Source organism: Pseudomonas sp. R4-34-07 (assembly GCF_003852375.1).
Taxonomy (GTDB): domain Bacteria; phylum Pseudomonadota; class Gammaproteobacteria; order Pseudomonadales; family Pseudomonadaceae; genus Aquipseudomonas.
In genome coordinates, this window is the sequence record NZ_CP027760.1 from 970,092 (window position 1) to 992,950 (window position 22,859).

A 22,859-nucleotide genomic window follows, 5' to 3' on the forward strand; every position below is an offset into this window, starting at 1 on the left:
AGGCCAAACCTATGAGCGAGTTGTTGTCCTCAGTCAGTGAACATCTCCTGGCACCCGGTGGCGTGACCATCGAAAGTCTGCAAACCGTGCTGGGCGATCTGGCCGGACCCGGGATCGACGCGGCCGACCTGTATTTCCAGGGGCAGATTTCCGAGTCCTGGGCGTTGGAAGACGGCATCGTCAAGGAAGGCAGTTTCAACCTTGATCAGGGTGTAGGCGTTCGCGCGCAATCCGGGGAAAAAACCGGTTTTGCCTACAGCAACGCCATTACGTTGGAGGCCCTGGGGCTGGCTGCGCGTGCGGCCCGCTCGATTTCCCGCGCAGGCCAGAACGGCACGGTGCAGGCGTTCAGCACCCAGGACGTGGCGCAGTTGTATGCGCCGGACAATCCGCTGGAAGTGATCAGCCGCGCAGAGAAGGTCGAGTTGCTCAAACGAGTCGACGCGGCGACCCGCGCCCTGGACCCGCGTATCCAGCAGGTCACCGTGAGCATGGCCGGCGTGTGGGAGCGCATCCTCGTCGCGTCTACCGACGGCGGGCTGGCGGCAGATGTGCGGCCACTGGTGCGTTTCAACGTGAGTGTGATCGTCGAGCAGAACGGCCGCCGCGAGCGCGGCGGCCATGGCGGTGGCGGGCGTACCGACTACCGTTATTTCCTCGCCGAAGACCGCGCCATGGGTTATGCCCGTGAAGCCTTGCGCCAGGCGCTGGTCAACCTGGAAGCGATTCCGGCGCCGGCCGGTACCTTGCCGGTGGTGCTGGGTTCGGGTTGGTCCGGTGTGCTGCTGCACGAAGCCGTGGGCCATGGGCTGGAAGGCGACTTCAACCGCAAGGGCAGTTCCGCCTACAGCGGGCGTATGGGCGAGATGGTCGCCTCCAAGCTGTGCACCATTGTCGATGACGGTACCTTGGCCGGTCGCCGGGGTTCGTTGAGTGTGGATGACGAGGGCACGCCCACGGAGTGCACCACCCTGATCGAAAACGGCGTACTCAAGGGCTATATGCAAGACAAGCTCAACGCCCGCCTGATGGGCGTGGCGCGCACCGGCAACGGTCGCCGCGAATCCTATGCCCACCTGCCTATGCCACGCATGACCAACACCTACATGCTCGGCGGCCAAAGCGATCCGGCAGAAATCATTGCTTCCGTGAAGCGCGGCATCTACTGCGCCAACCTCGGCGGCGGGCAGGTGGATATCACCAGCGGCAAGTTCGTGTTTTCCACCAGCGAGGCGTACTTGATCGAAGACGGCAAGATTACCGCGCCGGTCAAGGGAGCGACGTTGATTGGTAATGGGCCGGAGGCCATGAGCAAGGTGTCGATGGTCGGTAACGACCTGTCGCTGGACAGCGGCGTGGGCACGTGCGGGAAGGATGGGCAGTCGGTGCCGGTGGGCGTGGGCCAGCCAACCTTGAAAATCGATGCGATAACCGTGGGTGGCACGGGCTCGTAAGCCCGCAAGCTTCGGGTGGCGAAGGTCGCCACCCGGGGAAGAGGATCAGCGCAGGCCGCGTTGAGTCTCGTCCAGCTCACGGATGTATTTGAAGATTTTACGGCTGGTGGCCGGCGCCTTGTTATGCGCCGTTTCATGTTGGGCTTGACGGATCAGGGAGCGCAATTGCTGGCGGTCCGCTTCCGGATAGTCCAATACGAATTTCTCCAGCACGGCGTCATCGCCCTCGATCAGGCGGTCACGCCAACGCTCCAGGTTATGGAAGCGTTCGTTGTACTGGCGAGTGGAGGCATCGGTTTGATCGAGCAAGGCCAGAATGGCGTCAGTATCCTGATCGCGCATCAGCTTGCCGATAAACATGATGTGCCGTTTGCGCGCGATATTCGCGGTGTGCTTAGGCGCATCGGCCAAGGCCCGACGCATTTCGTCGGTCAGTGGCAGTTTTGCAATCAAGTCCTTTTTGAGCGTCGTAAGGCGCTCGCCAAGGTCAACCAGAGCATGCAGCTCACGTTTGACCTGGGTTTTGCTTTTCTCCCCATCGAGGGAGTCGTCGTAAGAATCAACCATGGTGGCAGTCCGCAAAGAAACGCCGCCATGATAACCAGTCGGGGGCCGCTTGTCCGGCCCGGTCGCTCGATGGCCTTAACCGAGAGCAGAATTTGAGTGGAGAAAACCATGAGTGCAGCCCAAAGCGTCGGTCCGCAAGCGTTACCGGCACTGCAGGAACAAGTCGAGCAGATCCTTGCCGAAGCCAAGCGCCAGGGGGCCAGCGCCTGTGAGGTAGCAGTGTCGCTGGAGCAGGGGCTGTCGACTTCGGTGCGTCAGCGGGAAGTGGAGACCGTAGAATTCAATCGCGACCAAGGGTTTGGGATTACCTTGTATGTGGGCCAGCGCAAAGGTTCGGCCAGCACCTCGGCCAGTGGCCCGGAGGCGATCCGCGAGACCGTTGCCGCCGCGTTGGCAATCGCCAAGCACACCTCCGAGGATGAAAGTTCAGGCTTGGCCGACAAAGCGCTGATGGCCAAGGACCTGCAGGATTTCGACCTGTTCCACGCCTGGGATATCACGCCTGAGCAAGCCATCGAACAGGCGCTGACCTGCGAAGCCGCGGCGTTCGACGCCGATGCGCGTATCAAGAACGCCGACGGCACCACCCTGAGTACGCATCAGGGCTGCCGTGTCTACGGTAACAGCCATGGTTTTATCGGTGGCTATGCGTCCACGCGTCACAGTCTGAGTTGCGTCATGATCGCCGAAGCCGGCGGCCAGATGCAGCGTGATTACTGGTATGACGTGAACCGCCAAGGCGAGTTGCTGGCCGACCCGGTAAGCATTGGTCAGCGTGCGGCGCAGCGTGCAGCCAGTCGCTTGGGCGCACGCCCGGTGCCCACGTGCGAAGTGCCGGTATTGTTTTCCGCCGAATTGGCCGGTGGTTTGTTCGGTAGTTTTCTCGGGGCGATTTCCGGCGGCAACCTGTATCGCAAATCTTCATTCCTTGAAGGCGCAATCGGCCAGAAGCTATTCCCGGAGTGGTTGACCATCGATGAGCGCCCGCACCTGATGCGCGCCATGGGCAGCGCCTCGTTCGACGGCGACGGCCTGGCCACGTATGCCAAGCCGTTCGTCGAGAAGGGCGAGTTGGTGTCTTATGTATTGGGCACCTACGCTGGACGCAAGCTAGGCCTGCCAAGCACCGCCAACTCCGGCGGGGTTCACAACCTGTTCGTGACCCATGGCGATGAAGACCAGGCGGCGCTGTTACGTCGCATGGGGCGCGGCCTGCTGGTGACCGAATTGATGGGCCAAGGGCTGAACATGGTGACGGGTGACTATTCCCGTGGCGCGGCGGGGTTCTGGGTGGAAAACGGTGAGATTCAGTTCGCCGTCCAGGAGGTGACGATCGCCGGCAACATGCGCGATATGTTCAAGCAGATCGTGGCCGTGGGTAACGACCTGGAATTGCGCAGCAATATTCGCACGGGCTCCGTGTTGATCGAACGGATGACAGTCGCCGGTAGCTGAACTGCGACGCTTCAGCAAAAAGGCGCGCCATATCGATAATGGCGCGCCTTTTTTTGTGCCGCTGGCGGACAGGATTAATCTGCTGTTGTTGTTTTGATTCTTAATATCATTTAATAATGAATATCATTACCGAATGAGTGTGGATCATGAGTTCTATCTTGCATGAGGACCCTTACCTGGAAAGTTGGCGGTGGATGAGTCGTCAGATTCGCTGCGGGCTCGACCCCAATGAGCCTCGCCTGATCGAACATTACCTCAATGAGGGGCGCTATCTGGCGTGTTGCACCGCGACCCACCCGTGGACGATCGCTGAAACGTCATTTCGATTGCTCATCGACACCGCCAATGATGTCGCGCTGCCCTGGCATTGGCGCTCCTCGTGCCTGGACCAGGCCTGGCGCCCCCTGCGCGACCTGGAAAAACTCTCCCACTGCGCCTGCCGCCTCAAGCGCTGGCAGGCCTTCGCCTGGCAATTGGCGACCTGCCAATTGCTGCCATCCCTCTCTCACGCCGACTTGGTGCAAGGATCTGACGATGAGTAACACCCGTATCGAACGCGACAGCATGGGCGAACTGCAAGTCCCCGCCGAGGCCTTGTACGGTGCGCAAACCCAGCGCGCGGTGAACAACTTTCCGATCAGCCATCAGCGCATGCCGGCGCAGTTCATTCGCGCGCTTATCCTGGCCAAGGCCGCTGCCGCCAGGGCCAACGTCGACCTCAAGCAAATCAGCGAAGGGCAGGGCAAGGCCATTGTCGATGCCGCCCAAGGTTTATTGGAAGGCGACTACATGCAGCACTTTCCGGTGGATATCTTCCAGACCGGCTCCGGCACAAGCTCCAACATGAATGCCAACGAAGTGATTGCGACCCTGGCCAGCCGCTTGCTGGGCGAGGTGGTAAACCCCAATGACCACGTCAACTGCGGACAAAGCAGCAACGACATCATCCCGACCACCATTCATGTCAGCGCCGCGCTGGTGCTGCACGAGCAAACACTGCCGGCCTTGCTGCACCTGGTGCAGGTGATCGAGCAAAAGGCCGAAGCGGTCCACCCGTTTATCAAGACCGGCCGTACCCACTTGATGGATGCCATGCCGGTGCGCATGAGCCAGGTGCTCAATGGCTGGGCGCAGCAGCTCAAGGCCAATGTCGGCCACCTGCAAGACCTGCTGCCGGCGCTGCAGGCGCTGGCCCAGGGTGGCACGGCGGTGGGCACTGGCATCAACGCGCACCCTGAGTTTGCCGCACGCTTCAGCCAGCACCTGAGCCACCTGACCCAGGTGACGTTCACGCCGGGCAAGAACCTGTTTGCGTTGATTGGCTCCCAGGACACCGCCGTTGCCGTCTCCGGCCAGTTGAAAGCCACCGCTGTATCGCTGATGAAGATCGCCAATGACCTGCGCTGGATGAACTCCGGCCCGTTGGCCGGCCTCGGCGAAATCGAGCTGGAAGGTCTGCAGCCGGGGTCGTCGATCATGCCGGGCAAGGTCAATCCTGTGATTCCGGAAGCCACGGCCATGGTGGCCGCCCAGGTCATCGGCAACGACACGGTGATCACTGTCGCTGGCCAGTCCGGCAACTTCGAGCTGAACGTGATGCTGCCGATCATCGCCCAGAACCTGCTCAGTAGCCTGGAGTTGCTGGCCAACGCCAGCCGTTTGCTGGCGGACAAGGCCATTGCCAGCTTCAAGGTCAACGAAGCCAAACTCAAGGAGGCGTTATCGCGCAACCCGATTCTGGTCACTGCCCTCAATCCGATCATTGGTTACCAAAAGGCCGCTGAAATCGCCAAGCAGGCTTATCAGCAGGGTCGTCCGGTGATCGATGTCGCCCTCGAACACACCGACTTGCCGCGCAGCCAACTGGAAGTCCTGCTGGACCCGGAAAAGCTCACGGCCGGCGGCGTGTAATCACCGACCCTGCTTTGGAGGCTCACCATGGAGCACTGGAAACGCACGATCGAACGGGCCAATCGCTGCTTTATGGCGGGCGAGCTGGTAGACGCCCGCGAGGCCTACTTGCAAGCCCTGGCCCTCGCCCAGGTGTTGTTCGAACGCTGGGCGGATGCCGACGAAGCCGTGGCGGCTTGCGTCATTTCCCATCACAACCTGGCAGACCTGCACCTGCGCCTGAACCAGCCTGAGGAAAGCGCGGAATACCTCTGCGCCATTCACCAGCGCCTGCTGCAGGCCATGCAGGACGCGCGGCTCAGTTCGCAGTTGCGCGAGGCCGCGTTGCGCCAGAGCAGCAAAACCTATGTCGAACTGTTGAATTTCATCAGCGATCACGGCGAGTACCCGCGCACCCATCGCTTGCTGGGCGGTGCCGCGTCGCAACCGACCCCCTCTTACTATGGAGCACATTGATATGACCTACACCCTGCCGGCTTTGCCTTACGCCTACGACGCCCTCGAACCCCATATCGATGCGCAAACCATGGAAATTCACTACACCAAGCATCACCAAACCTACATCAATAACCTTAATGCCGCCGTCGAAGGCACCGAGTTCGCAGGCTGGCCGGTGGAGAAGCTGGTTTCCAGCGTTGAAAAATTACCGGAGCAATTACGCGCTGCCGTGGTCAATCAAGGAGGCGGGCATGCCAACCATTCGCTGTTCTGGGCGGTCATGTCGCCCACAGGTGGCGGAATACCTGAGGGGGAACTGGGCAAGGCGATCGACGAGCAACTGGGTGGCTTCGACAGTTTCAAGGAGGCCTTTACCAAAGCGGCGTTGACCCGTTTCGGCAGCGGCTGGGCCTGGTTGAGCGTCACCCCGCAAAAGACCTTGGTGGTGGAAAGCAGCGGCAACCAGGACAGCCCGCTGATGAGCGGCAACACGCCGATCCTCGGTTTGGACGTTTGGGAGCACGCCTATTACTTGCTGTATCAAAACCGACGACCGGAGTACATCAATGCATTCTATAGCGTCATCAATTGGCCGGAGGTTGCCGTGCGCTACCAGGACGCTTTGGCCTGATATTCACCCTATAACAAGATCTAAGGCCGACTATGGGTACTGAAACACTGGCGATTAGCAGCGTGCGATTATTTCGCTACGCGTTAGGCTCCCTGCTTGTATTAGTCGGTACGGCATTGCTGGTGGCCCATGGGCTGGCCTGGCTCGACCTGGAGCCGCGCATCTTGCGCGCCTTGCAAGGCGGGGCGATCTGCGCACTCGGCACCGCCTTGGGCGCGGTGCCGGTGCTGGTGATCCGCCGAATGCCAGCGGCGCTGAGCGATACCTTGCTGGGGTTTGGGGCGGGGGTAATGCTGGCGGCGACCGCCTTTTCGCTGGTCGTGCCGGGCATTGCCGCCGCTGAAAGCCTGGGATTGTCACCCTGGGGCGCGGCTGGTTTGATCAGCTTCGGCATTATGCTGGGTGCATTCGGGCTCTATCTCGTGGACCGCAAGGTCTCCGGCGCCAGCCCGGAAATGCTGGTGGGCACGCCGGATAAGCCGGTTATCCCGCCGCGCATCTGGCTGTTTGTGTTTGCCATCATTGCCCACAACATTCCGGAAGGCATGGCCGTGGGGGTTTCTGCGGGTGGCGGCATGGCGGATGCAGACAGCCTCGCCATGGGCATTGCCCTGCAGGACGTACCGGAAGGCCTGGTGATCGCGCTGGTACTGGCTGGGGCGGGAATGTCGCGGATCAAGGCGTTCCTGATCGGCGCTGCGTCAGGTTTGGTCGAACCGGTCTTCGCAGTGCTGTGCGCGTGGCTGGTGAGCCTTGCCGAAGTGCTGTTGCCCCTGGGGCTGGCGCTGGCTGCTGGCGCGATGCTGTTGGTGGTGACCCATGAGGTCATCCCCGAGTCGCGCCGAAACGGTCACGATAAGCTCGCCAGCCTGGGGTTGTGCATCGGGTTTTGCTTGATGATGGTGATGGATACGGCGTTAGGGTAAAGCTTACTCTGATGGAGGGAAGAGCTTATTCGCCTTCATCAAAGTAGTTATTGATCAACGCCACCAATGCTTCCATCGCTTCGTGCTCCTGCTCACCCTCGGTTTTCAGGTGGATTTTGGTGCCCTTGCCTGCGGCAAGCATCATCATCGCCATGATGCTTTTACCGTCGACCATCGATTCTGGCGTGCGCCCGGCGCGTATCTGGCAGGGGAACTGCCCGGCAACGCCGACAAACTTGGCTGAGGCTCGGGCGTGCAAACCCAGCTTGTTGATGATTTCAATTTCCCGAGCCGGCATCGCAGTGGTGTTCCTTTCAGCTAAGGTCGCGGTGGCGAACCTGGACATTCTTGAGGGTTTGTTGCAGCACCTGGCCGAGCCGTTCCGTCAGGTAGACGGAGCGGTGGTGGCCACCGGTGCAGCCGATGGCAATGGTGACATAGGCGCGATTGCTCGCGGCAAAGCGCGGCAACCATTTGAGCAGGTAGGTGGAGATGTCCTGGAACATCTCTTCCACATCCGCTTGTGCCGCCAGATAGTCGATCACGGGCTGATCGAGCCCGGACTGATCGCGCAACTCCGGCTTCCAATAAGGATTGGGCAGGCAGCGCACGTCGAACACCAAGTCGGCGTCCACCGGCATGCCACGCTTGAAACCAAATGACTCGACCAGAAACGCCGTGCCAGGCTCCGGCTGGTTCAGCAATCGCAGTTTGATCGCATCGCGCAGCTGGTACAGGTTCAGGTTGGTGGTGTTGATCTTGAGGTCGGCCAGATCGATGATCGGCCCCAGCAGCTTGGTCTCGTCCTGGATGGCTTCCGCCAGGGAACGGTTGGCGCTGCTGAGCGGGTGGCGTCGACGGGTTTCGGAGAAACGCTTGAGCAGGGTTTCTTCGTCGGCATCCAGGTACAGCACGTCGCAATGAATATGCTTGGCGCGCACTTCCTCAAGCAGTTCGGGGAACCGCGAGAGATGGCTGGGCAGGTTGCGGGCGTCGATCGACACGGCGACCAGCGGTTGCGCCAGTTCGGTGTGGATCAGGGCGCGCTCGGCCAATTCCGGCAGCAGCCCGGCGGGCAGGTTGTCGATGCAATAGAAGCCGCTGTCTTCAAGCACATTGAGGGCAGTGCTCTTACCCGAGCCGGAACGGCCGCTGACGATGATCAAACGCATGATTATTGCCCGCTTTGCTCATCCAGGACGACCTGATACAACGCCTCATTACTTTTGGCACTGCGCAGTTTATCGCGTACTTCCTTGCGGTCGAGCATGCTGGCGATCTGCCGGAGCAGCTCCAGGTGCGCATCGGTGGCAGCTTGGGGGACCAGCAGAACGAACAGCAGGTCGACCGGGGCGCCGTCGATGGCATCGAAATCGATGGGTTTTTCCAAGTGCAGTAGGGCACTGACGGGCGTGTCGCAGCCTTTAAGACGGCAATGTGGGATTGCGATGCCGTTACCAAAACCAGTGGAGCCCAGTTTTTCACGGTCAATCAGGGCCTTGAACACAACTTGCTCATCCAGCTCAGGCACTTCACGGCTGATCAGGTTGGCGATGTGTTCGAGGGCTTTTTTCTTGCTGCCGCCCGGCACGTTCACGAGGGAACGGCCGGGGGTCAGGATGGTTTCAAGTCGGATCATGGGGGGAGAGTTAACGACCTGTACCTTGCATCAGGTGCAGATTCTTTTCCTTATGCTTTTTGAGTTGGCGGTCAAGCTTGTCGGTGAGCAAGTCGATCGATGCATACATGTCTTCATGCTCGGCGTTAGCAACCACTTCGCCACCGGGTATCTGCAGGGTCGCTTCAATTTTCTGCTGAAGCTTATCGACCTTCATGATGACCTGCACGTTGGTGATCTTGTCGAAATGTCCTTCAAGCTTTTTCAGCTTCTGTTCGACGTATTCGCGCATGGGTGGGGTGACTTCTACATGGTGTCCACTGATGTTGACTTGCATACAGCTTCTCCTTCGTTGCCAGTGCATAAAGCGGCAGGCGAAAAGCGCCTGCCACTGGAACGCTGTGCCCCGCCCGTCACATCAAACGCTTTCGCTCGCTGGAAGGCGCGATCCCGAGAGACTCGCGGTACTTGGCGACGGTTCGACGGGCGACCTGAATGCCTTGTGCCTCCAGTAAACCAGCGATCTTGCTGTCACTCAACGGCTTTTTCTGATTTTCCGCGGCAACCAGTTTTTTGATGATCGCGCGGATCGCCGTGGACGAGCATTCGCCGCCTTCGGAGGTGCTTACATGGCTGGAGAAAAAGTATTTCAGCTCATAAATACCCCGTGGGGTATGCATGAATTTTTGCGTGGTCACCCGTGAAATCGTCGATTCGTGCATGCCGACTGCTTCAGCGATGTCGTGCAGTACCAGCGGCTTCATCGCCTCGTCGCCATATTCCAGGAAGCCGCGCTGGTGCTCGACGATCTGGGTAGCCACTTTCATCAGGGTTTCGTTGCGGCTCTGCAGGCTTTTGATGAACCAGCGCGCTTCCTGCAGCTGGTTGCGCATGAAGGTGTTGTCGGCGCTGGTATCGGCGCGGCGCACGAAGCCGGCGTATTGCGGGTTGACCCGCAGGCGTGGCACCGACTCCTGGTTCAGTTCCACCAGCCAGCGCTCGTTGTCCTTGCGCACGATCACATCAGGCACGACATATTCTGCTTCGCTGGACTCGATCTGCGAGCCCGGCCGAGGATTGAGGCTCTGAACCAGCTCGATGACCTGGCGCAGCTCGTCTTCCTTGAGTTTCATGCGGCGCATCAGCTGGCTGTAGTCGCGGCTGCCGAGCAAGTCGATGTAATCGCTGACCAGGCGCTTGGCTTCAGCGAGCCAGGGGGTCTTGGCCGGTAGCTGGCGCAATTGCAGCAGCAGGCACTCGCTGAGCGTACGGGCGCCAATGCCGGCGGGCTCGAATTGCTGGATACGATGCAGGACGGCTTCGATCTCGTCCAGCTCGATATCCAGTTCCGGGTCGAAGGCCTCAAGAATTTCTTCGAGCGTCTCGTCCAGATAACCCTGGTTATTGATGCAGTCGATCAGGGTGACGGCGATCAAGCGATCGGTGTCGGACATCGGCGCCAGGTTCAGTTGCCACAGCAAGTGGCTCTGCAGGCTCTCGCCGACCGACGTACGGGTGGTGAAGTCCCATTCGTCGTCGTCATTGCTGGGCAGGCTGCTGGCACTGGTCTGGTAGACGTCTTCCCATGCGGTGTCCACGGGCAGCTCGTTGGGAATGCGTTCGTTCCATTCGCCGTCCTCGAGGTTGTCCACCGTAGGGGCGGTTTCCTGATAGGACGGTTCCTGTACATCGGGATTGGGCTTTTGCTCGATATTGTCGGCCAAGGGGTCGGTATTGTCGAAGTCGTCGCCTTCTTCCTGGCGTTCGAGCATCGGATTGGACTCCAGGGCCTCCTGGATTTCCTGTTGCAGGTCCAGGGTCGACAATTGGAGCAGGCGGATGGCCTGTTGCAGCTGCGGTGTCATCGTCAGCTGCTGGCCCATTCTCAGGACTAGCGATGGTTTCATGGCAGGGGCTTAACACCTTATTCGCCGGCGCAATGCGCCATCCACGACAGGGCGCGTGAGCGCCAACATAAGCAAATTATATGCCTGATATCGAGGCCTTTGCCTAGAGCGCGGTAACAATAAAAAAGCTGAGTTTTTTATTGACTCGCTCGCGCGCTCGCAAAGGGCCCGATATCACCGTGTTTACAGGCGGAACTCGTGACCCAGATAAACTTCTTTCACCAGCTCGTTGGCCAGGATAGTCGCGGAATCACCTTCGGCAATCAGCTGCCCATCGTTGACGATGTAAGCGGTTTCGCAGATATCGAGGGTTTCACGGACGTTGTGGTCGGTGATCAGCACACCGATGCCCTTGGCCTTGAGGTGGTGAATGATCTGCTTGATGTCGCCCACCGAAATCGGGTCAACGCCAGCGAACGGTTCGTCCAGCAAGATGAATTTGGGAGCGGTCGCCAGGGCGCGGGCGATCTCCACGCGGCGACGTTCACCACCGGACAAGCTCATGCCGAGGTTGTCGCGAATGTGGTTGATGTGGAACTCCTGCAACAGGCTTTCCAGTTCCTTGCGGCGGCCGTCGCGGTCGAGTTCCTTGCGGGTCTCGAGGATTGCCATGATGTTGTCGGCTACCGACAGTTTGCGGAAGATCGACGCCTCCTGCGGAAGATAGCCGATACCTGCGCGCGCACGACCATGCATCGGCTGGTGGCTGACGTCCAGATCGTCGATCAATACGCGCCCCTGGTCCGCCTGGACCAGCCCGACGATCATGTAGAAGCAAGTGGTCTTGCCGGCGCCGTTGGGGCCGAGCAGGCCGACGATCTGGCCGCTGTCGATCGACAGGCTCACATCGCGTACCACCTGACGGCTTTTATAGGCTTTGGCCAGATGCTGGGCTTTCAGGGTTGCCATTACTCGGCCTTCTTCTTCGGCTGGATGACCATGTCGATCCGTGGGCGAGGCGCGGTGACCTTGTTGCCATTGGCGCGACCCGCCTGGGCGACCTGGGTCTGGGTGTTGTAAACGATCTTCTCGCCTTCGGTGGAGTTACCGTCAGCACTGAGCACCTTGGCCTGGTCGATCAATACGATGCGATTTTGCTGGGCATGGTATTGGATGGTCTTGCCGTAGCCTTTCATCGGCCCTGGGTCTTCTGCCTTTTGCTTCTGCTCGAAGTAAGCCAGGTTGCCCACCGAGGTCACGACGTCGATATCGCCGGCCTGGGTGCGAGTCAGTGTCACCGTATTACCGGTGATCTTCATCGAACCCTGGGTGATGATCACGCCACCGGTGTAGGTCGCGACGCCTTGCTTGTCATCCAGCTGCGCATCGTCAGCCGAGATGTGGATCGGTTGCTGGCTATCGTTCGGCAGAGCCCAGGCGCTCACGCTTCCCAGTGCTGCGCCCAGACCGAGCAAAATAGGGAGGGTTTTAACGAGCCTCATACTGTCCTCTTACGTTCGATAGCAGGTGTATCCTGCTTTCTTTCAAATACGCTTTCATTCCCTTGCCGGTCGATACACCGCCAGCGCCGTCGATTCTAACGTCTTGCTCGGTCTGCGCATATTGCTGTTGTGGGAATACCGTCATGCGACTGCTGGTAATAATGGTGTCCCGGTTCTGCGCGTCTGTACGTGCGACGCGCACCGAGTCGATCAGTTCGATTTCGGTGCCGTCCGGATTGACCTCGCCACGCAGGCTGGTGACGTGCCACGGCAGTTCGGTGCCACGGTACATGTTCAAGTCCGGATTGGTCAGCAGGCTGACTTCCGAGGCTTTCAAGCGCTCGACCTTGTCGGAGACCAATACGTACTGCACCTTGCCATCGGGCAGGAACTGCACGGTATGGGTGTTGGTGGCGAAGTTGTCGATGATGCTTTCATCCACCTGCACGACAGGCTTGTCGAGAAAGCGCTCCGGGCTGATATTCCAGTAGCCCACCGCGAGCAACAGCGCGGCGATGACCCCGAATAGCAGGAAGTTGCGAATCTTTTTGCTCAGCATATAACGCTCTATAAGTAGGCGGCGTGGGCCGCTTCAAGACTGCCCTGGGCACGCAGGATCAACTCGCAGAACTCGCGGGCGGCACCTTCGCCACCGCGGGCGGCGGTAATGCCATGGGCGTGTTCACGCACAAACGCTGCGGCATTGGCGACGGCCATGCCCAGGCCTACCCGACGGATTACCGGCAGGTCAGGCAGATCGTCACCCAGATAGGCGACTTGTTCATAGCTTAGGTTGAGTTGGCCAAGAAGCTCGTCCAGCACCACCAGTTTATCCTCGCGGCCTTGATACAGGTGAGCAATTCCGAGGTTTTGTGCGCGACGTTCCACAACGGGGGTCTTTCGACCACTGATAATCGCTGTTTGCACGCCTGCCGCCATCAGCATCTTGATGCCCTGGCCGTCGAGGGTGTTGAACGTCTTGAATTCGCTGCCGTCTTCGAGAAAGTACAGGCGGCCATCGGTCAGCACGCCATCGACGTCGAATATCGCCAACTTGATGTTTTTACCGCGTTGCAACAGGTCGCTGGTCATTTACATCACTCCTGCACGCAACAAGTCGTGCATGTTCAGGGCGCCGATAGGGTGGTCGTGGTCATCGACCACCACCAGCGCGCCGATCTTGTGGTCTTCCATGATCTTCAGGGCTTCGGCTGCAAGCATCTCGGGGCGCGCGGTCTTGCCGTGGGGCGTCATCACGGCATCGATGGTTGCGGTATGGATGTCGATGGCCCGGTCCAGGGTGCGCCGCAGATCACCGTCGGTGAATACTCCGGCCAGTCGGCCGTCGGCTTCCAGGATCACGGTCATGCCCAGGCCCTTGCGGGTCATTTCCATCAGCGCGTCCTTGAGCAAGGTGCCGCGTTGCACGTGGGGCAATTCATCGCCCGCATGCATGACGTTTTCCACCTTCAACAGCAAGCGACGGCCCAGGGCGCCACCGGGGTGCGAAAATGCGAAATCTTCAGCGGTGAACCCACGAGCCTCAAGCAGCGCCACCGCCAGCGCGTCGCCCATGACCAGTGCCGCAGTCGTCGACGAGGTGGGCGCCAGGTTCAGCGGGCAGGCTTCATGGGCGACATGAACGTTCAAGTTCACTTCGGCGGCCTTGGCCAGTGTCGATTCCGGGTTGCCGGTGACGCTGATCATCTTGATGCCCAGGCGCTTGATCAGCGGCAGCAGGGTGACGATTTCGTTGGTGGTGCCGGAGTTGGACAATGCCAGAATCACGTCATCCTTGGTAATCATGCCCATATCACCATGGCTGGCTTCGGCCGGGTGCACGAAGAACGCTGTGGTTCCGGTGCTGGCCAGCGTAGCGGCGATCTTGTTGCCGACGTGGCCGGACTTGCCCATGCCAACCACGACAACGCGGCCTTTGCTGGCCAGAATCATCTCGCAGGCGCGTACGAAATCTGCGTCGATATGCGCCAGCAAACCTTCTACGGCTTCCAGCTCGAGGCGGATGGTGCGTTGTGCGGATTGGATGAGGTCGCTGGATTGGCTCATGTCTGAAGTCGTATAGCCTGACGAAAAGGCGGCGATTATAGCGGTAATGATCGATTCGCTCACATAAGTTCGTCAGGCTTTATTCTGAGCGTCTCCAGGATTCGTCTGAATAACATAGCCGGCAACGTTTTTCGCTGTGCTGAATCTGAACAAGCGCTGTTCCGGCCTTGGGGGCTCTGCACCAGCAGTGATATAGTTCGCGGCCAGTTCGGTCCGCCCAACCCATGGCGTAACTATTGCACATCCGTTGCAAACCAAAATCGCATACATGGTGTCTGAGTGAAAGGCTGCATCCCAAGGAGATTAGATGAGTGCCGATAACGCCTACGCGGTCGAGCTGAAGGGCCTTTCCTTCAAGCGCGGTACGCGCAGCATCTTCAATAACGTCGATATTCGCATTCCTCGCGGAAAAGTCACGGGCATCATGGGGCCTTCCGGTTGCGGCAAGACCACCTTGTTGCGCCTGATGGGCATGCAATTGCGCCCCAGTGCCGGCGAAGTGTGGGTCAACGGCCAGAACCTGCCGACGCTGTCGCGCAGCGATCTGTTCGATGCGCGCAAGCACATGGGGGTACTGTTCCAGAGCGGTGCGCTGTTTACCGACCTCGATGTTTTCGAAAACGTAGCGTTCCCGTTGCGGGTGCATACCCAGCTGTCCGACGAGATGATTCGTGACATTGTTTTGCTCAAGCTGCAGGCCGTAGGGCTTCGCGGGGCCATCGACCTGATGCCTGACGAATTGTCCGGTGGCATGAAGCGTCGTGTCGCCCTGGCGCGAGCCATCGCCCTCGACCCGCAGATCCTGATGTATGACGAGCCTTTCGTAGGCCAGGACCCCATCGCCATGGGCGTACTGGTGCGCCTGATCCGTCTGCTCAACGATGCCTTGGGCATCACCAGCATCGTGGTATCTCACGATCTGGCCGAAACCGCGAGCATCGCTGACTACCTCTATGTAGTGGGTGATGGCCAGGTGCTGGGGCAGGGGACGCCAGAAGAGCTGATGAACGCCGATAACCCGCGCATTCGCCAATTCATGACCGGCGATCCTGATGGCCCGGTGCCTTTTCACTTTCCGGCAGCGGACTACCGCGCAGATCTTCTGGGGAAGCGCTGATGCGCAAGACATCTATTATCGAAAAGGTTCGCCTTTTCGGTCGCTCGGGCATCGACATCGTCGAAGTCCTCGGGCGTTCGACTATTTTCCTGTTTCACGCCTTGCTCGGCCGCGGCGGCATCGGCGGCGGCTTTGGCTTGCTGCTCAAACAACTGCATGCGGTCGGCGTGATGTCCCTGGTGATCATCGTGGTCTCCGGGATGTTCATCGGCATGGTGCTGGCGCTGCAAGGCTTCAACATTCTGTCCAGCTACGGTTCAGAACAGGCGGTAGGGCAGATGGTTGCCCTGACGCTATTGCGTGAACTGGGGCCGGTGGTCACCGCGTTGCTGTTCGCCGGGCGTGCAGGTTCTGCGTTGACCGCCGAAATCGGTAACATGAAGTCCACCGAACAGCTGTCCAGCCTGGAAATGATCGGCGTGGACCCGCTCAAGTACATTGTTGCCCCGCGCCTGTGGGCCGGCTTCATTTCCCTTCCGCTGCTGGCGATGATCTTCAGCGTGGTCGGGATCTGGGGCGGTTCGTGGGTGGCGGTGGACTGGTTGGGCGTCTACGACGGTTCCTACTGGGCCAACATGCAAAACAGCGTGACCTTCACGGGTGACGTGCTCAACGGCATCATAAAGAGCATCGTCTTCGCCTTTGTAGTGACCTGGATCGCCGTATTCCAAGGCTATGACTGTGAGCCCACTTCAGAAGGGATCAGTCGCGCCACCACCAAGACCGTTGTATACGCCTCGCTGGCGGTACTGGGCCTTGACTTCATTTTGACCGCCTTGATGTTTGGAGATTTCTGATGCAAAACCGCACTGTGGAGATCGGTGTCGGCCTTTTCTTGCTGGCTGGCATCCTGGCTTTACTGTTGCTGGCCCTGCGGGTCAGTGGCCTGTCGGCCAGCCCCACCGCCGACACATATAAACTTTATGCGTACTTCGACAATATCGCCGGTTTGACGGTCAGAGCTAAAGTGACCATGGCCGGTGTGACCATCGGCAAGGTCACGGCAATCGATCTGGATCGCGACAGCTTCACCGGCCGAGTGACGATGCAGTTGGACAAGAAGGTAGATAATCTGCCGACTGACTCCACGGCATCTATCCTCACTGCTGGCCTGCTGGGCGAGAAGTACATCGGTGTCAGCGTAGGTGGGGAAACAGCCCTGCTCAAGGATGGCTCGACCATCCACGACACACAGTCGTCGTTGGTGCTTGAAGACCTGATCGGTAAATTCCTGCTCAACACGGTCAATAAAGACGCCAAATGAGGAATCTGTTCATGCTCTCTACCTTGCGACGTGGCCTTCTGGTTCTGCTTGCAGCGCTGCCGTTGATGGCCAACGCAGCCGGTTCTGCCCACGAACTGGTGCAGGACACCACCAACAAAATGTTGGCTGACCTGTCGGCCAACAAGGAAAAGTACAAACAAGACCCGAGCCAGTTCTACAACGCGCTCAATACCATTGTCGGTCCGGTGGTGGATGCCGAAGGCATCTCCAAAAGCATCATGACCGTCAAGTATTCGCGCAAGGCCACACCTGCGCAGATGCAGCGTTTCCAGGAAAACTTCAAGCGCGGCCTGTTCCAGTTCTACGGTAACGCCTTGCTTGAGTACAACAACCAGGGGATTACCGTCGCTCCGGCCGGTGATGAGTCGGGTGATCGCACCAGCGTCAACATGACCGTCAAAGGCACCAATGGCGCCGTGTACCCTGTGCAGTACACGCTGGAGAAGGTCAATGGCGAGTGGAAGCTGCGTAACGTGATCATCAACGGCATCAATATCGGCAAGCTGTTCCGTGACCAGTTCGCCGACGCGATGCAGCGCAATGGCAACGACCTGGACAAGACCATCAATGGTTGGGCCGGCGAAGTGGCCAAGGCCAAGGAAACTTCCGATAAGGAAGCCGGGAAACCAGCGCCATGACCGAGTCGGCTGTCCGTATCGGCGATGCCGGCGAGCTGTTCCTCAGCGGCGTGCTCGATTACCGCACCGGGCCTGACCTGCGCAAGCAGGGCCAGGCCCTGATCAAGGCCAGCACCGCGCCTGCGCTGGTGCTGGATTGCTCGGCGGTAACCAAGTCCAGCAGCGTCGGTCTGTCGTTGCTGCTGTGCTTCATGCGCGATGCCGCTGCGGTAAAAAAGCCGGTCAGTCTCCGTGCGTTGCCTGAAGACATGCGCGAGATCGCCGAGGTTTCCGGATTGACCGAGCTGTTGGCACACCCGTAATACACATTTATCAGAGAAGCCCTCCGTCAGAGTCCTGCTATGCGGGGTTCGCAGGCGCGGGGCTTTTTTTGTATGATGTGCGACCCGTGCGCACTGGGCGCCGATAGAGGTTGAGCATGCAGGCCCTAGAAGTTAAGAGCTTCCTTGAAGGAAAGCTGCCGGACACGGCTGTAGAAGTTGAAGGCGAAGGCTGCAATTTCCAGCTGAACGTGATCAGCGATGAACTGGCGGCATTGAGCCCGGTCAAGCGTCAGCAGCAGATCTATGCCCATTTGAACCCATGGATCACCGATGGCAGCATCCATGCGGTCACTATGAAATTTTTCAGCCGCGCGGCCTGGGCCGAGCGCACCTGAGCCCCCAAGGCGTCGAGATTCTTATGGATAAATTGATTATTACCGGTGGTGCCCGCCTCGATGGCGAGATCCGCATTTCCGGTGCGAAAAACTCCGCCTTGCCGATCCTGGCAGCGACCCTGCTGTGCGACGGCCCTGTCACGGTGGCCAACCTGCCGCACCTGCACGACATCACCACGATGATCGAGCTGTTCGGTCGCATGGGCATCGAGCCGGTGATCGACGAGAAGTTGTCTGTCGAAATCGACCCACGCACCATCAAGACCCTGATTGCCCCGTACGAGCTGGTGAAAACCATGCGTGCGTCGATCCTGGTGCTTGGCCCGATGGTCGCGCGTTTCGGTGAAGCCGAAGTGGCCCTGCCTGGCGGTTGCGCCATTGGTTCGCGTCCGGTCGACCTGCACATCCGTGGCCTTGAAGCCATGGGCGCGGTCATCGACGTGGAAGGCGGCTATATCAAGGCCAAGGCGCCGGAAGGCGGCTTGCGTGGCGCGAACTTCTTCTTCGATACCGTCAGCGTGACCGGTACCGAGAACATCATGATGGCCGCTGCCCTGGCCAAAGGCCGCAGCGTCCTGCAAAACGCCGCGCGCGAGCCCGAAGTGGTCGACCTGGCCAACTTCCTCAACGCCATGGGCGCGAAGGTTTCCGGCGCTGGCACCGACACCATCACTATTGATGGTGTAGAACGTCTGCACACCGCTACCTACAAAGTCATGCCGGACCGCATCGAGACCGGCACCTACCTCGTCGCCGCCGCCGTTACCGGTGGCCGTGTGAAGGTCAAGGACACCGATCCGACCATCCTCGAAGCCGTCCTGGAAAAACTCAAGGAAGCCGGCGCAGAAATCACCACCGGTGAAGACTGGATCGAGCTGAACATGCACGGCAAGCGGCCAAAAGCTGTCAACGTGCGTACCGCCCCGTACCCGGCATTCCCGACCGACATGCAGGCGCAGTTCATTTCCCTGAACGCGATCGCTGAAGGCACCGGCGCCGTGATCGAGACCATCTTCGAAAACCGTTTCATGCATGTGTACGAACTGCACCGCATGGGCGCCAAGATCCAGGTCGAGGGCAACACCGCCATCGTTACCGGCATCGACAAGCTCAAGGGCGCGCCAGTGATGGCGACCGACCTGCGTGCTTCGGCCAGCCTGGTGATCTCGGCACTCTGCGCCGAAGGCGATACGCTGATTGACCGCATCTACCACATAGACCGTGGCTACGAGTGCATCGAAGAAAAGCTGCAGATGCTCGGCGCTAAAATCCGCCGCGTGCCGGGCTAACCCCCGACGTTCTGTAGGAGCGAGCTTGCTCGCGAAAAACGTCAACGATAACGCGTTTATCCAGAATCAACGCGGTGCCCATGAGTTCTTCGCGAGCAAGCTCGCTCCTGCACACACTGGTTTGTTTCAAATCGAGGCTGTAAGGGCCTCGATCTGTGTCTGGCGCCGTTTGCGACCGGACAGCAATAGCCTGATGAAGGACTGACATTTCCCATGTTGACCATCGCACTGTCCAAGGGCCGCATCCTTGACGACACGCTGCCGCTTCTGGCTGAAGCGGGCATCGTGCCGACCGAGAATCCGGACAAGAGCCGCAAGCTGATCATCCCCACGACCCAGGACGATGTTCGCCTGCTGATCGTGCGGGCTACCGACGTGCCGACCTACGTTGAACATGGCGCCGCCGACCTCGGTGTGGCCGGTAAGGACGTGCTGATGGAATACGGCGGCCAGGGTCTCTACGAGCCCCTGGACCTGCGGATCGCGCTGTGCAAACTGATGACCGCCGGCCGTGTCGGCGATGTCGAGCCCAAGGGCCGCCTGCGGGTGGCGACCAAGTTCGTCAACGTCGCCAAACGCTACTACGCCGAACAAGGCCGTCAGGTCGATATCATCAAGCTTTATGGCTCGATGGAGCTGGCGCCGCTGATTGGCCTGGCCGACAAGATCATCGACGTGGTCGACACCGGCAACACCCTGCGCGCCAACGGTCTCGAGCCCCAGGATTTCATTGCCGACATCAGCTCGCGCCTGATCGTCAACAAAGCTTCGATGAAAATGCAACATGCCCGTATCCAGGCGTTGATCGACACCCTGCGCACGGCAGTGGAGTCGCGACACCGCGGTTGACTCACCCGCGTAGCCCAAAGGCTGCGCCCGTCTATCCGCCTCATAGCCAGAATTCTCAGGTGCCCAAGCGGAGCGAACGGTAGTTTAGGGCGCCTGAGTTTTTGCCAATCTATTGAGGCCCTCGCTATGACCACGTCCACTGCAATCGCCCGACTCAACGCTGCCGACCCGGATTTCGCCGATCATCTGGATCATCTGCTGAGCTGGGAAAGCGTGTCCGATGACTCGGTCAACCAGCGGGTGCTCGAGATCATCAAAGCCGTGCGCGAGCGCGGCGATGCGGCACTGGTGGATTTCACCCGTCAGTTCGACGGCCTGGACGTCAAGTCCATGGCGGACCTGATTCTGCCCCGAGAACGCCTGGAACTGGCCCTGACGCGCATCACCGCGCCCCAGCGTGAAGCCCTGGAAGTGGCGGCGGCGCGGGTGCGCAGCTATCACGAAAAACAGAAGCAGGATTCGTGGAGCTACACCGAGGCCGACGGTACCGTGCTGGGCCAGAAGGTCACGCCGCTGGACCGCGCCGGCCTGTACGTGCCGGGCGGCAAGGCTTCGTACCCGTCGTCGGTGTTGATGAACGCGATTCCGGCCAAAGTGGCAGGCGTGACCGAAGTGGTCATGGTGGTGCCGACCCCGCGTGGTGAAATCAACGAGCTGGTGCTGGCTGCCGCCTGCATTGCCGGCGTCGACCGCGTGTTCACCATCGGTGGCGCCCAAGCGGTTGCCGCGTTGGCCTATGGCACCGAAAGCGTACCAAAGGTCGACAAAGTAGTGGGGCCGGGCAATATCTATGTCGCCACCGCCAAGCGCCATGTGTTTGGCCAGGTCGGTATCGACATGATCGCCGGCCCCTCGGAAATCCTCGTGGTGTGTGATGGCCAGACCGACCCGGACTGGATTGCCATGGACCTGTTCTCCCAGGCCGAGCATGACGAAGATGCCCAGGCGATCCTGGTCAGCCCCGACGCCGCGTTCCTCGATCAGGTCGCGGCCAGCATCAACAAGCTGTTACCGACCATGGAGCGCGCCGAGATCATCGAGAAATCGATCAATGGCCGTGGCGCACTGATTCTGGTCAGCGACATGGAGCAAGCCATCGAAGTGGCCAACCGGATCGCGCCGGAGCACCTTGAGCTGTCCGTAGCGGACCCACAGGCCTGGCTGCCGTTGATCCGCCACGCCGGCGCGATCTTCATGGGCCGTCACACCAGTGAAGCCCTGGGCGACTACTGCGCCGGCCCCAACCACGTACTGCCGACCTCCGGCACCGCGCGTTTCTCGTCGCCGCTGGGGGTGTATGACTTCCAGAAGCGTTCGTCGATCATCTTCTGTTCGCCCCAGGGCGCGTCCGAATTGGGCAAGACCGCCTCGGTGCTGGCCCGTGGCGAATCGCTGAGCGCCCATGCGCGTAGCGCTGAATACCGCATCCTCAAGGGAGAGTAAGGCATGAGCAAATTCTGGAGCCCTTTCGTCAAGGACCTGGTGCCTTACGTGCCCGGCGAGCAGCCAAAGCTGACCAAACTGATCAAGCTCAATACTAACGAAAATCCGTATGGCCCTTCGCCCAAAGCGTTAGAGGCCATGCGGGCCGAGTTGAACGACGACCTGCGTCTGTACTCGGACCCTAACAGCGACCGACTCAAGCAAGCGGTGGCGAAGTATTACGGCGTCGAGGCGAACAAGGTGTTCCTCGGTAACGGCTCCGACGAAGTCCTGGCGCATATCTTTCACGGCCTGTTCCAGCACGAGTTGCCGCTTTTGTTCCCGGATATCAGCTACAGCTTCTATCCGGTTTACTGCGGTCTTTATGGCATCAAGTCTGATCCTGTGCCGCTGGACGAACAGTTCCAGATCAACGTGGCGGATTACGCCAAGCCCAATGGTGGGATCATCTTTCCCAACCCTAACGCGCCAACCGGTTGCCTGCTGGCGCTGGACGCTGTGGAGCAAATCCTCAAGGCCAACCCGGAATCAGTCGTGGTTGTGGACGAGGCTTATATCGACTTCGGTGGCGAAACTGCAATCACCCTGGTGGATCATTACCCGAACCTGCTGGTGACCCAGACGTTGTCCAAGTCGCGTTCGCTGGCGGGTCTGCGGGTTGGCCTGGCGGTGGGACATCCGGACCTGATCGAAGCGTTGGAGCGAGTCAAGAACAGCTTCAACTCCTACCCGCTGGATCGCCTGGCGATTGTCGGCGCTGCCGTGGCGTTTGAGGACCGTGAATACTTTGAGAAGACCTGCGGGTGGGTGATAGACAGCCGTGAAAAACTCACCGGCCAGTTGCAGGCCAAGGGGTTTGAAGTATTGCCTTCGGCAGCCAACTTCATCTTTGCGCGCCACCCACAGCATGATGCGGCGGGCCTGGCGGCCAAGCTGCGTGAGCAAGGGGTGATCGTGCGGCACTTCAAGCAGGAGCGGATTGCCCAGTTCCTGCGGATCAGCATCGGGACGCCGGAGCAGAACCAGGCGCTGATCGATGGGCTCGGCGAGCTCTAAGCCACACTGAAGATCAAAAAATGTGGGAGGGGGCTTGCTCCCGATGGCAGTGTCTCAGTCAATACATCAGTGACTGACACTCCGCTATCGGGGGCAAGCCCCCTCCCA

The 22,859-nt window shown here is 59.7% G+C and carries 28 protein-coding genes; 17 read left to right on the forward strand and 11 right to left on the reverse strand.

All coding sequences use genetic code 11. From position 1 onward, the window contains the following. Positions 1 to 11: 11 nt before the first annotated feature. A complete protein-coding gene (tldD, locus tag C4J85_RS04245; RefSeq protein ID WP_124361304.1) occupies positions 12 to 1,454 on the forward strand; it encodes a metalloprotease TldD in 1,443 nt (480 codons plus the stop codon). A 45-nt stretch (positions 1,455 to 1,499) separates the two neighbouring features. On the opposite strand, the gene yjgA is transcribed toward tldD, so the two are convergent. Continuing rightward, positions 1,500 to 2,021 carry a ribosome biogenesis factor YjgA gene (gene yjgA, locus C4J85_RS04250; protein ID WP_124365834.1) on the reverse strand — a complete coding sequence of 174 codons (522 nt, stop codon included), beginning with the start codon at positions 2,019 to 2,021 and terminating at the stop codon, positions 1,500 to 1,502. Between the two features lie 108 nt (positions 2,022 to 2,129). Between yjgA and pmbA the strand changes: the two genes are divergently transcribed. The 6 genes from pmbA (at position 2,130) to C4J85_RS04280 (ending at position 7,382) form a co-directional block, all read left to right on the forward strand. Then, positions 2,130 to 3,476 (forward strand): metalloprotease PmbA, encoded by a 1,347-nt coding sequence (gene pmbA, locus C4J85_RS04255; protein ID WP_124365835.1) that lies wholly within the window; start codon positions 2,130 to 2,132, stop codon positions 3,474 to 3,476. Between the two features lie 146 nt (positions 3,477 to 3,622). Continuing rightward, positions 3,623 to 4,018 carry a FagA protein gene (locus C4J85_RS04260; RefSeq protein WP_124409054.1) on the forward strand — a complete coding sequence of 132 codons (396 nt, stop codon included), beginning with the start codon at positions 3,623 to 3,625 and terminating at the stop codon, positions 4,016 to 4,018. After that, positions 4,011 to 5,387 (forward strand): lyase family protein, encoded by a 1,377-nt coding sequence (locus C4J85_RS04265; RefSeq protein WP_124409055.1) that lies wholly within the window; start codon positions 4,011 to 4,013, stop codon positions 5,385 to 5,387. The genes C4J85_RS04260 and C4J85_RS04265 overlap by 8 nt, the downstream gene beginning before the upstream one ends. Positions 5,388 to 5,414: 27 nt before the next feature. Further along, positions 5,415 to 5,843: a hypothetical protein gene (locus C4J85_RS04270; protein WP_124365838.1), complete on the forward strand. Its 429-nt coding sequence runs from the start codon at positions 5,415 to 5,417 to the stop codon at positions 5,841 to 5,843. A 1-nt stretch (position 5,844) separates the two neighbouring features. Next, positions 5,845 to 6,456: a superoxide dismutase gene (locus C4J85_RS04275; protein WP_124409056.1), complete on the forward strand. Its 612-nt coding sequence runs from the start codon at positions 5,845 to 5,847 to the stop codon at positions 6,454 to 6,456. 32 nt (positions 6,457 to 6,488) lie between these two features. Beyond that, positions 6,489 to 7,382: a ZIP family metal transporter gene (locus C4J85_RS04280; protein ID WP_124365840.1), complete on the forward strand. Its 894-nt coding sequence runs from the start codon at positions 6,489 to 6,491 to the stop codon at positions 7,380 to 7,382. Between the two features lie 25 nt (positions 7,383 to 7,407). Here C4J85_RS04280 and C4J85_RS04285 read toward each other — a convergent pair whose 3' ends face one another. The 10 genes from C4J85_RS04285 to C4J85_RS04330 all read right to left on the reverse strand — a co-directional run bounded on the left by C4J85_RS04285 (position 7,408) and on the right by C4J85_RS04330 (position 14,416). Further along, positions 7,408 to 7,680, reverse strand: a complete 273-nt coding sequence (locus C4J85_RS04285) for an HPr family phosphocarrier protein (protein WP_124365841.1) — start codon at positions 7,678 to 7,680, stop codon at positions 7,408 to 7,410. Positions 7,681 to 7,696: 16 nt separating this feature from the next. Then, on the reverse strand, positions 7,697 to 8,554 hold the full coding sequence (rapZ, locus tag C4J85_RS04290) for an RNase adapter RapZ (protein ID WP_124361313.1): 858 nt from the start codon (positions 8,552 to 8,554) through the stop codon (positions 7,697 to 7,699). A 2-nt stretch (positions 8,555 to 8,556) separates the two neighbouring features. After that, positions 8,557 to 9,021: a PTS IIA-like nitrogen regulatory protein PtsN gene (gene ptsN / locus C4J85_RS04295; protein WP_124409057.1), complete on the reverse strand. Its 465-nt coding sequence runs from the start codon at positions 9,019 to 9,021 to the stop codon at positions 8,557 to 8,559. Between the two features lie 10 nt (positions 9,022 to 9,031). Further along, positions 9,032 to 9,337: a ribosome hibernation-promoting factor, HPF/YfiA family gene (gene hpf / locus C4J85_RS04300; protein WP_057724572.1), complete on the reverse strand. Its 306-nt coding sequence runs from the start codon at positions 9,335 to 9,337 to the stop codon at positions 9,032 to 9,034. 76 nt (positions 9,338 to 9,413) lie between these two features. Then, positions 9,414 to 10,907 carry an RNA polymerase factor sigma-54 gene (locus tag C4J85_RS04305; protein WP_057724573.1) on the reverse strand — a complete coding sequence of 498 codons (1,494 nt, stop codon included), beginning with the start codon at positions 10,905 to 10,907 and terminating at the stop codon, positions 9,414 to 9,416. Between the two features lie 183 nt (positions 10,908 to 11,090). After that, positions 11,091 to 11,816: an LPS export ABC transporter ATP-binding protein gene (gene lptB, locus C4J85_RS04310; RefSeq protein ID WP_003171806.1), complete on the reverse strand. Its 726-nt coding sequence runs from the start codon at positions 11,814 to 11,816 to the stop codon at positions 11,091 to 11,093. Next, positions 11,816 to 12,349 carry a lipopolysaccharide transport periplasmic protein LptA gene (lptA, locus tag C4J85_RS04315; RefSeq protein ID WP_043050759.1) on the reverse strand — a complete coding sequence of 178 codons (534 nt, stop codon included), beginning with the start codon at positions 12,347 to 12,349 and terminating at the stop codon, positions 11,816 to 11,818. Before lptA ends, lptB begins: the two co-directional genes overlap by 1 nt. Continuing rightward, entirely contained in the window at positions 12,336 to 12,908 is a 573-nt protein-coding gene (gene lptC, locus C4J85_RS04320; protein WP_124409058.1) for an LPS export ABC transporter periplasmic protein LptC, read from the reverse strand. Before lptC ends, lptA begins: the two co-directional genes overlap by 14 nt. A gap of 8 nt (positions 12,909 to 12,916) precedes the next feature. Next, positions 12,917 to 13,441, reverse strand: a complete 525-nt coding sequence (locus C4J85_RS04325) for an HAD family hydrolase (RefSeq protein ID WP_124365844.1) — start codon at positions 13,439 to 13,441, stop codon at positions 12,917 to 12,919. After that, positions 13,442 to 14,416 carry a KpsF/GutQ family sugar-phosphate isomerase gene (locus C4J85_RS04330; RefSeq protein WP_124361317.1) on the reverse strand — a complete coding sequence of 325 codons (975 nt, stop codon included), beginning with the start codon at positions 14,414 to 14,416 and terminating at the stop codon, positions 13,442 to 13,444. 307 nt (positions 14,417 to 14,723) lie between these two features. Here C4J85_RS04330 and C4J85_RS04335 point away from each other — a divergent pair, with 307 nt between their 5' ends. From C4J85_RS04335 to hisC, 10 genes are all read left to right on the forward strand, one after another. After that, entirely contained in the window at positions 14,724 to 15,533 is an 810-nt protein-coding gene (locus C4J85_RS04335; RefSeq protein ID WP_057724577.1) for an ATP-binding cassette domain-containing protein, read from the forward strand. Beyond that, positions 15,533 to 16,330 (forward strand): lipid asymmetry maintenance ABC transporter permease subunit MlaE, encoded by a 798-nt coding sequence (gene mlaE, locus C4J85_RS04340; protein ID WP_124365846.1) that lies wholly within the window; start codon positions 15,533 to 15,535, stop codon positions 16,328 to 16,330. Before C4J85_RS04335 ends, mlaE begins: the two co-directional genes overlap by 1 nt. After that, on the forward strand, positions 16,330 to 16,797 hold the full coding sequence (mlaD, locus tag C4J85_RS04345; protein WP_003171814.1) for an outer membrane lipid asymmetry maintenance protein MlaD: 468 nt from the start codon (positions 16,330 to 16,332) through the stop codon (positions 16,795 to 16,797). Before mlaE ends, mlaD begins: the two co-directional genes overlap by 1 nt. An 11-nt stretch (positions 16,798 to 16,808) precedes the next feature. Then, complete coding sequence (locus C4J85_RS04350; protein WP_124365847.1) at positions 16,809 to 17,456, forward strand: phospholipid-binding protein MlaC; 648 nt, start codon at positions 16,809 to 16,811, stop codon at positions 17,454 to 17,456. Then, on the forward strand, positions 17,453 to 17,758 hold the full coding sequence (locus C4J85_RS04355; RefSeq protein WP_124361319.1) for a lipid asymmetry maintenance protein MlaB: 306 nt from the start codon (positions 17,453 to 17,455) through the stop codon (positions 17,756 to 17,758). Before C4J85_RS04350 ends, C4J85_RS04355 begins: the two co-directional genes overlap by 4 nt. Positions 17,759 to 17,874: 116 nt before the next feature. After that, positions 17,875 to 18,114 (forward strand): BolA family protein, encoded by a 240-nt coding sequence (locus C4J85_RS04360; RefSeq protein WP_124361320.1) that lies wholly within the window; start codon positions 17,875 to 17,877, stop codon positions 18,112 to 18,114. Positions 18,115 to 18,137: 23 nt separating this feature from the next. Next, a complete protein-coding gene (gene murA, locus C4J85_RS04365; RefSeq protein WP_043050767.1) occupies positions 18,138 to 19,403 on the forward strand; it encodes a UDP-N-acetylglucosamine 1-carboxyvinyltransferase in 1,266 nt (421 codons plus the stop codon). Between the two features lie 213 nt (positions 19,404 to 19,616). After that, positions 19,617 to 20,252 (forward strand): ATP phosphoribosyltransferase, encoded by a 636-nt coding sequence (gene hisG / locus C4J85_RS04375; protein ID WP_003171824.1) that lies wholly within the window; start codon positions 19,617 to 19,619, stop codon positions 20,250 to 20,252. Between the two features lie 126 nt (positions 20,253 to 20,378). Then, entirely contained in the window at positions 20,379 to 21,695 is a 1,317-nt protein-coding gene (gene hisD / locus C4J85_RS04380; protein ID WP_124409060.1) for a histidinol dehydrogenase, read from the forward strand. Between the two features lie 3 nt (positions 21,696 to 21,698). Then, positions 21,699 to 22,751: a histidinol-phosphate transaminase gene (gene hisC / locus C4J85_RS04385; RefSeq protein WP_124409061.1), complete on the forward strand. Its 1,053-nt coding sequence runs from the start codon at positions 21,699 to 21,701 to the stop codon at positions 22,749 to 22,751. Positions 22,752 to 22,859: the final 108 nt, after the last annotated feature.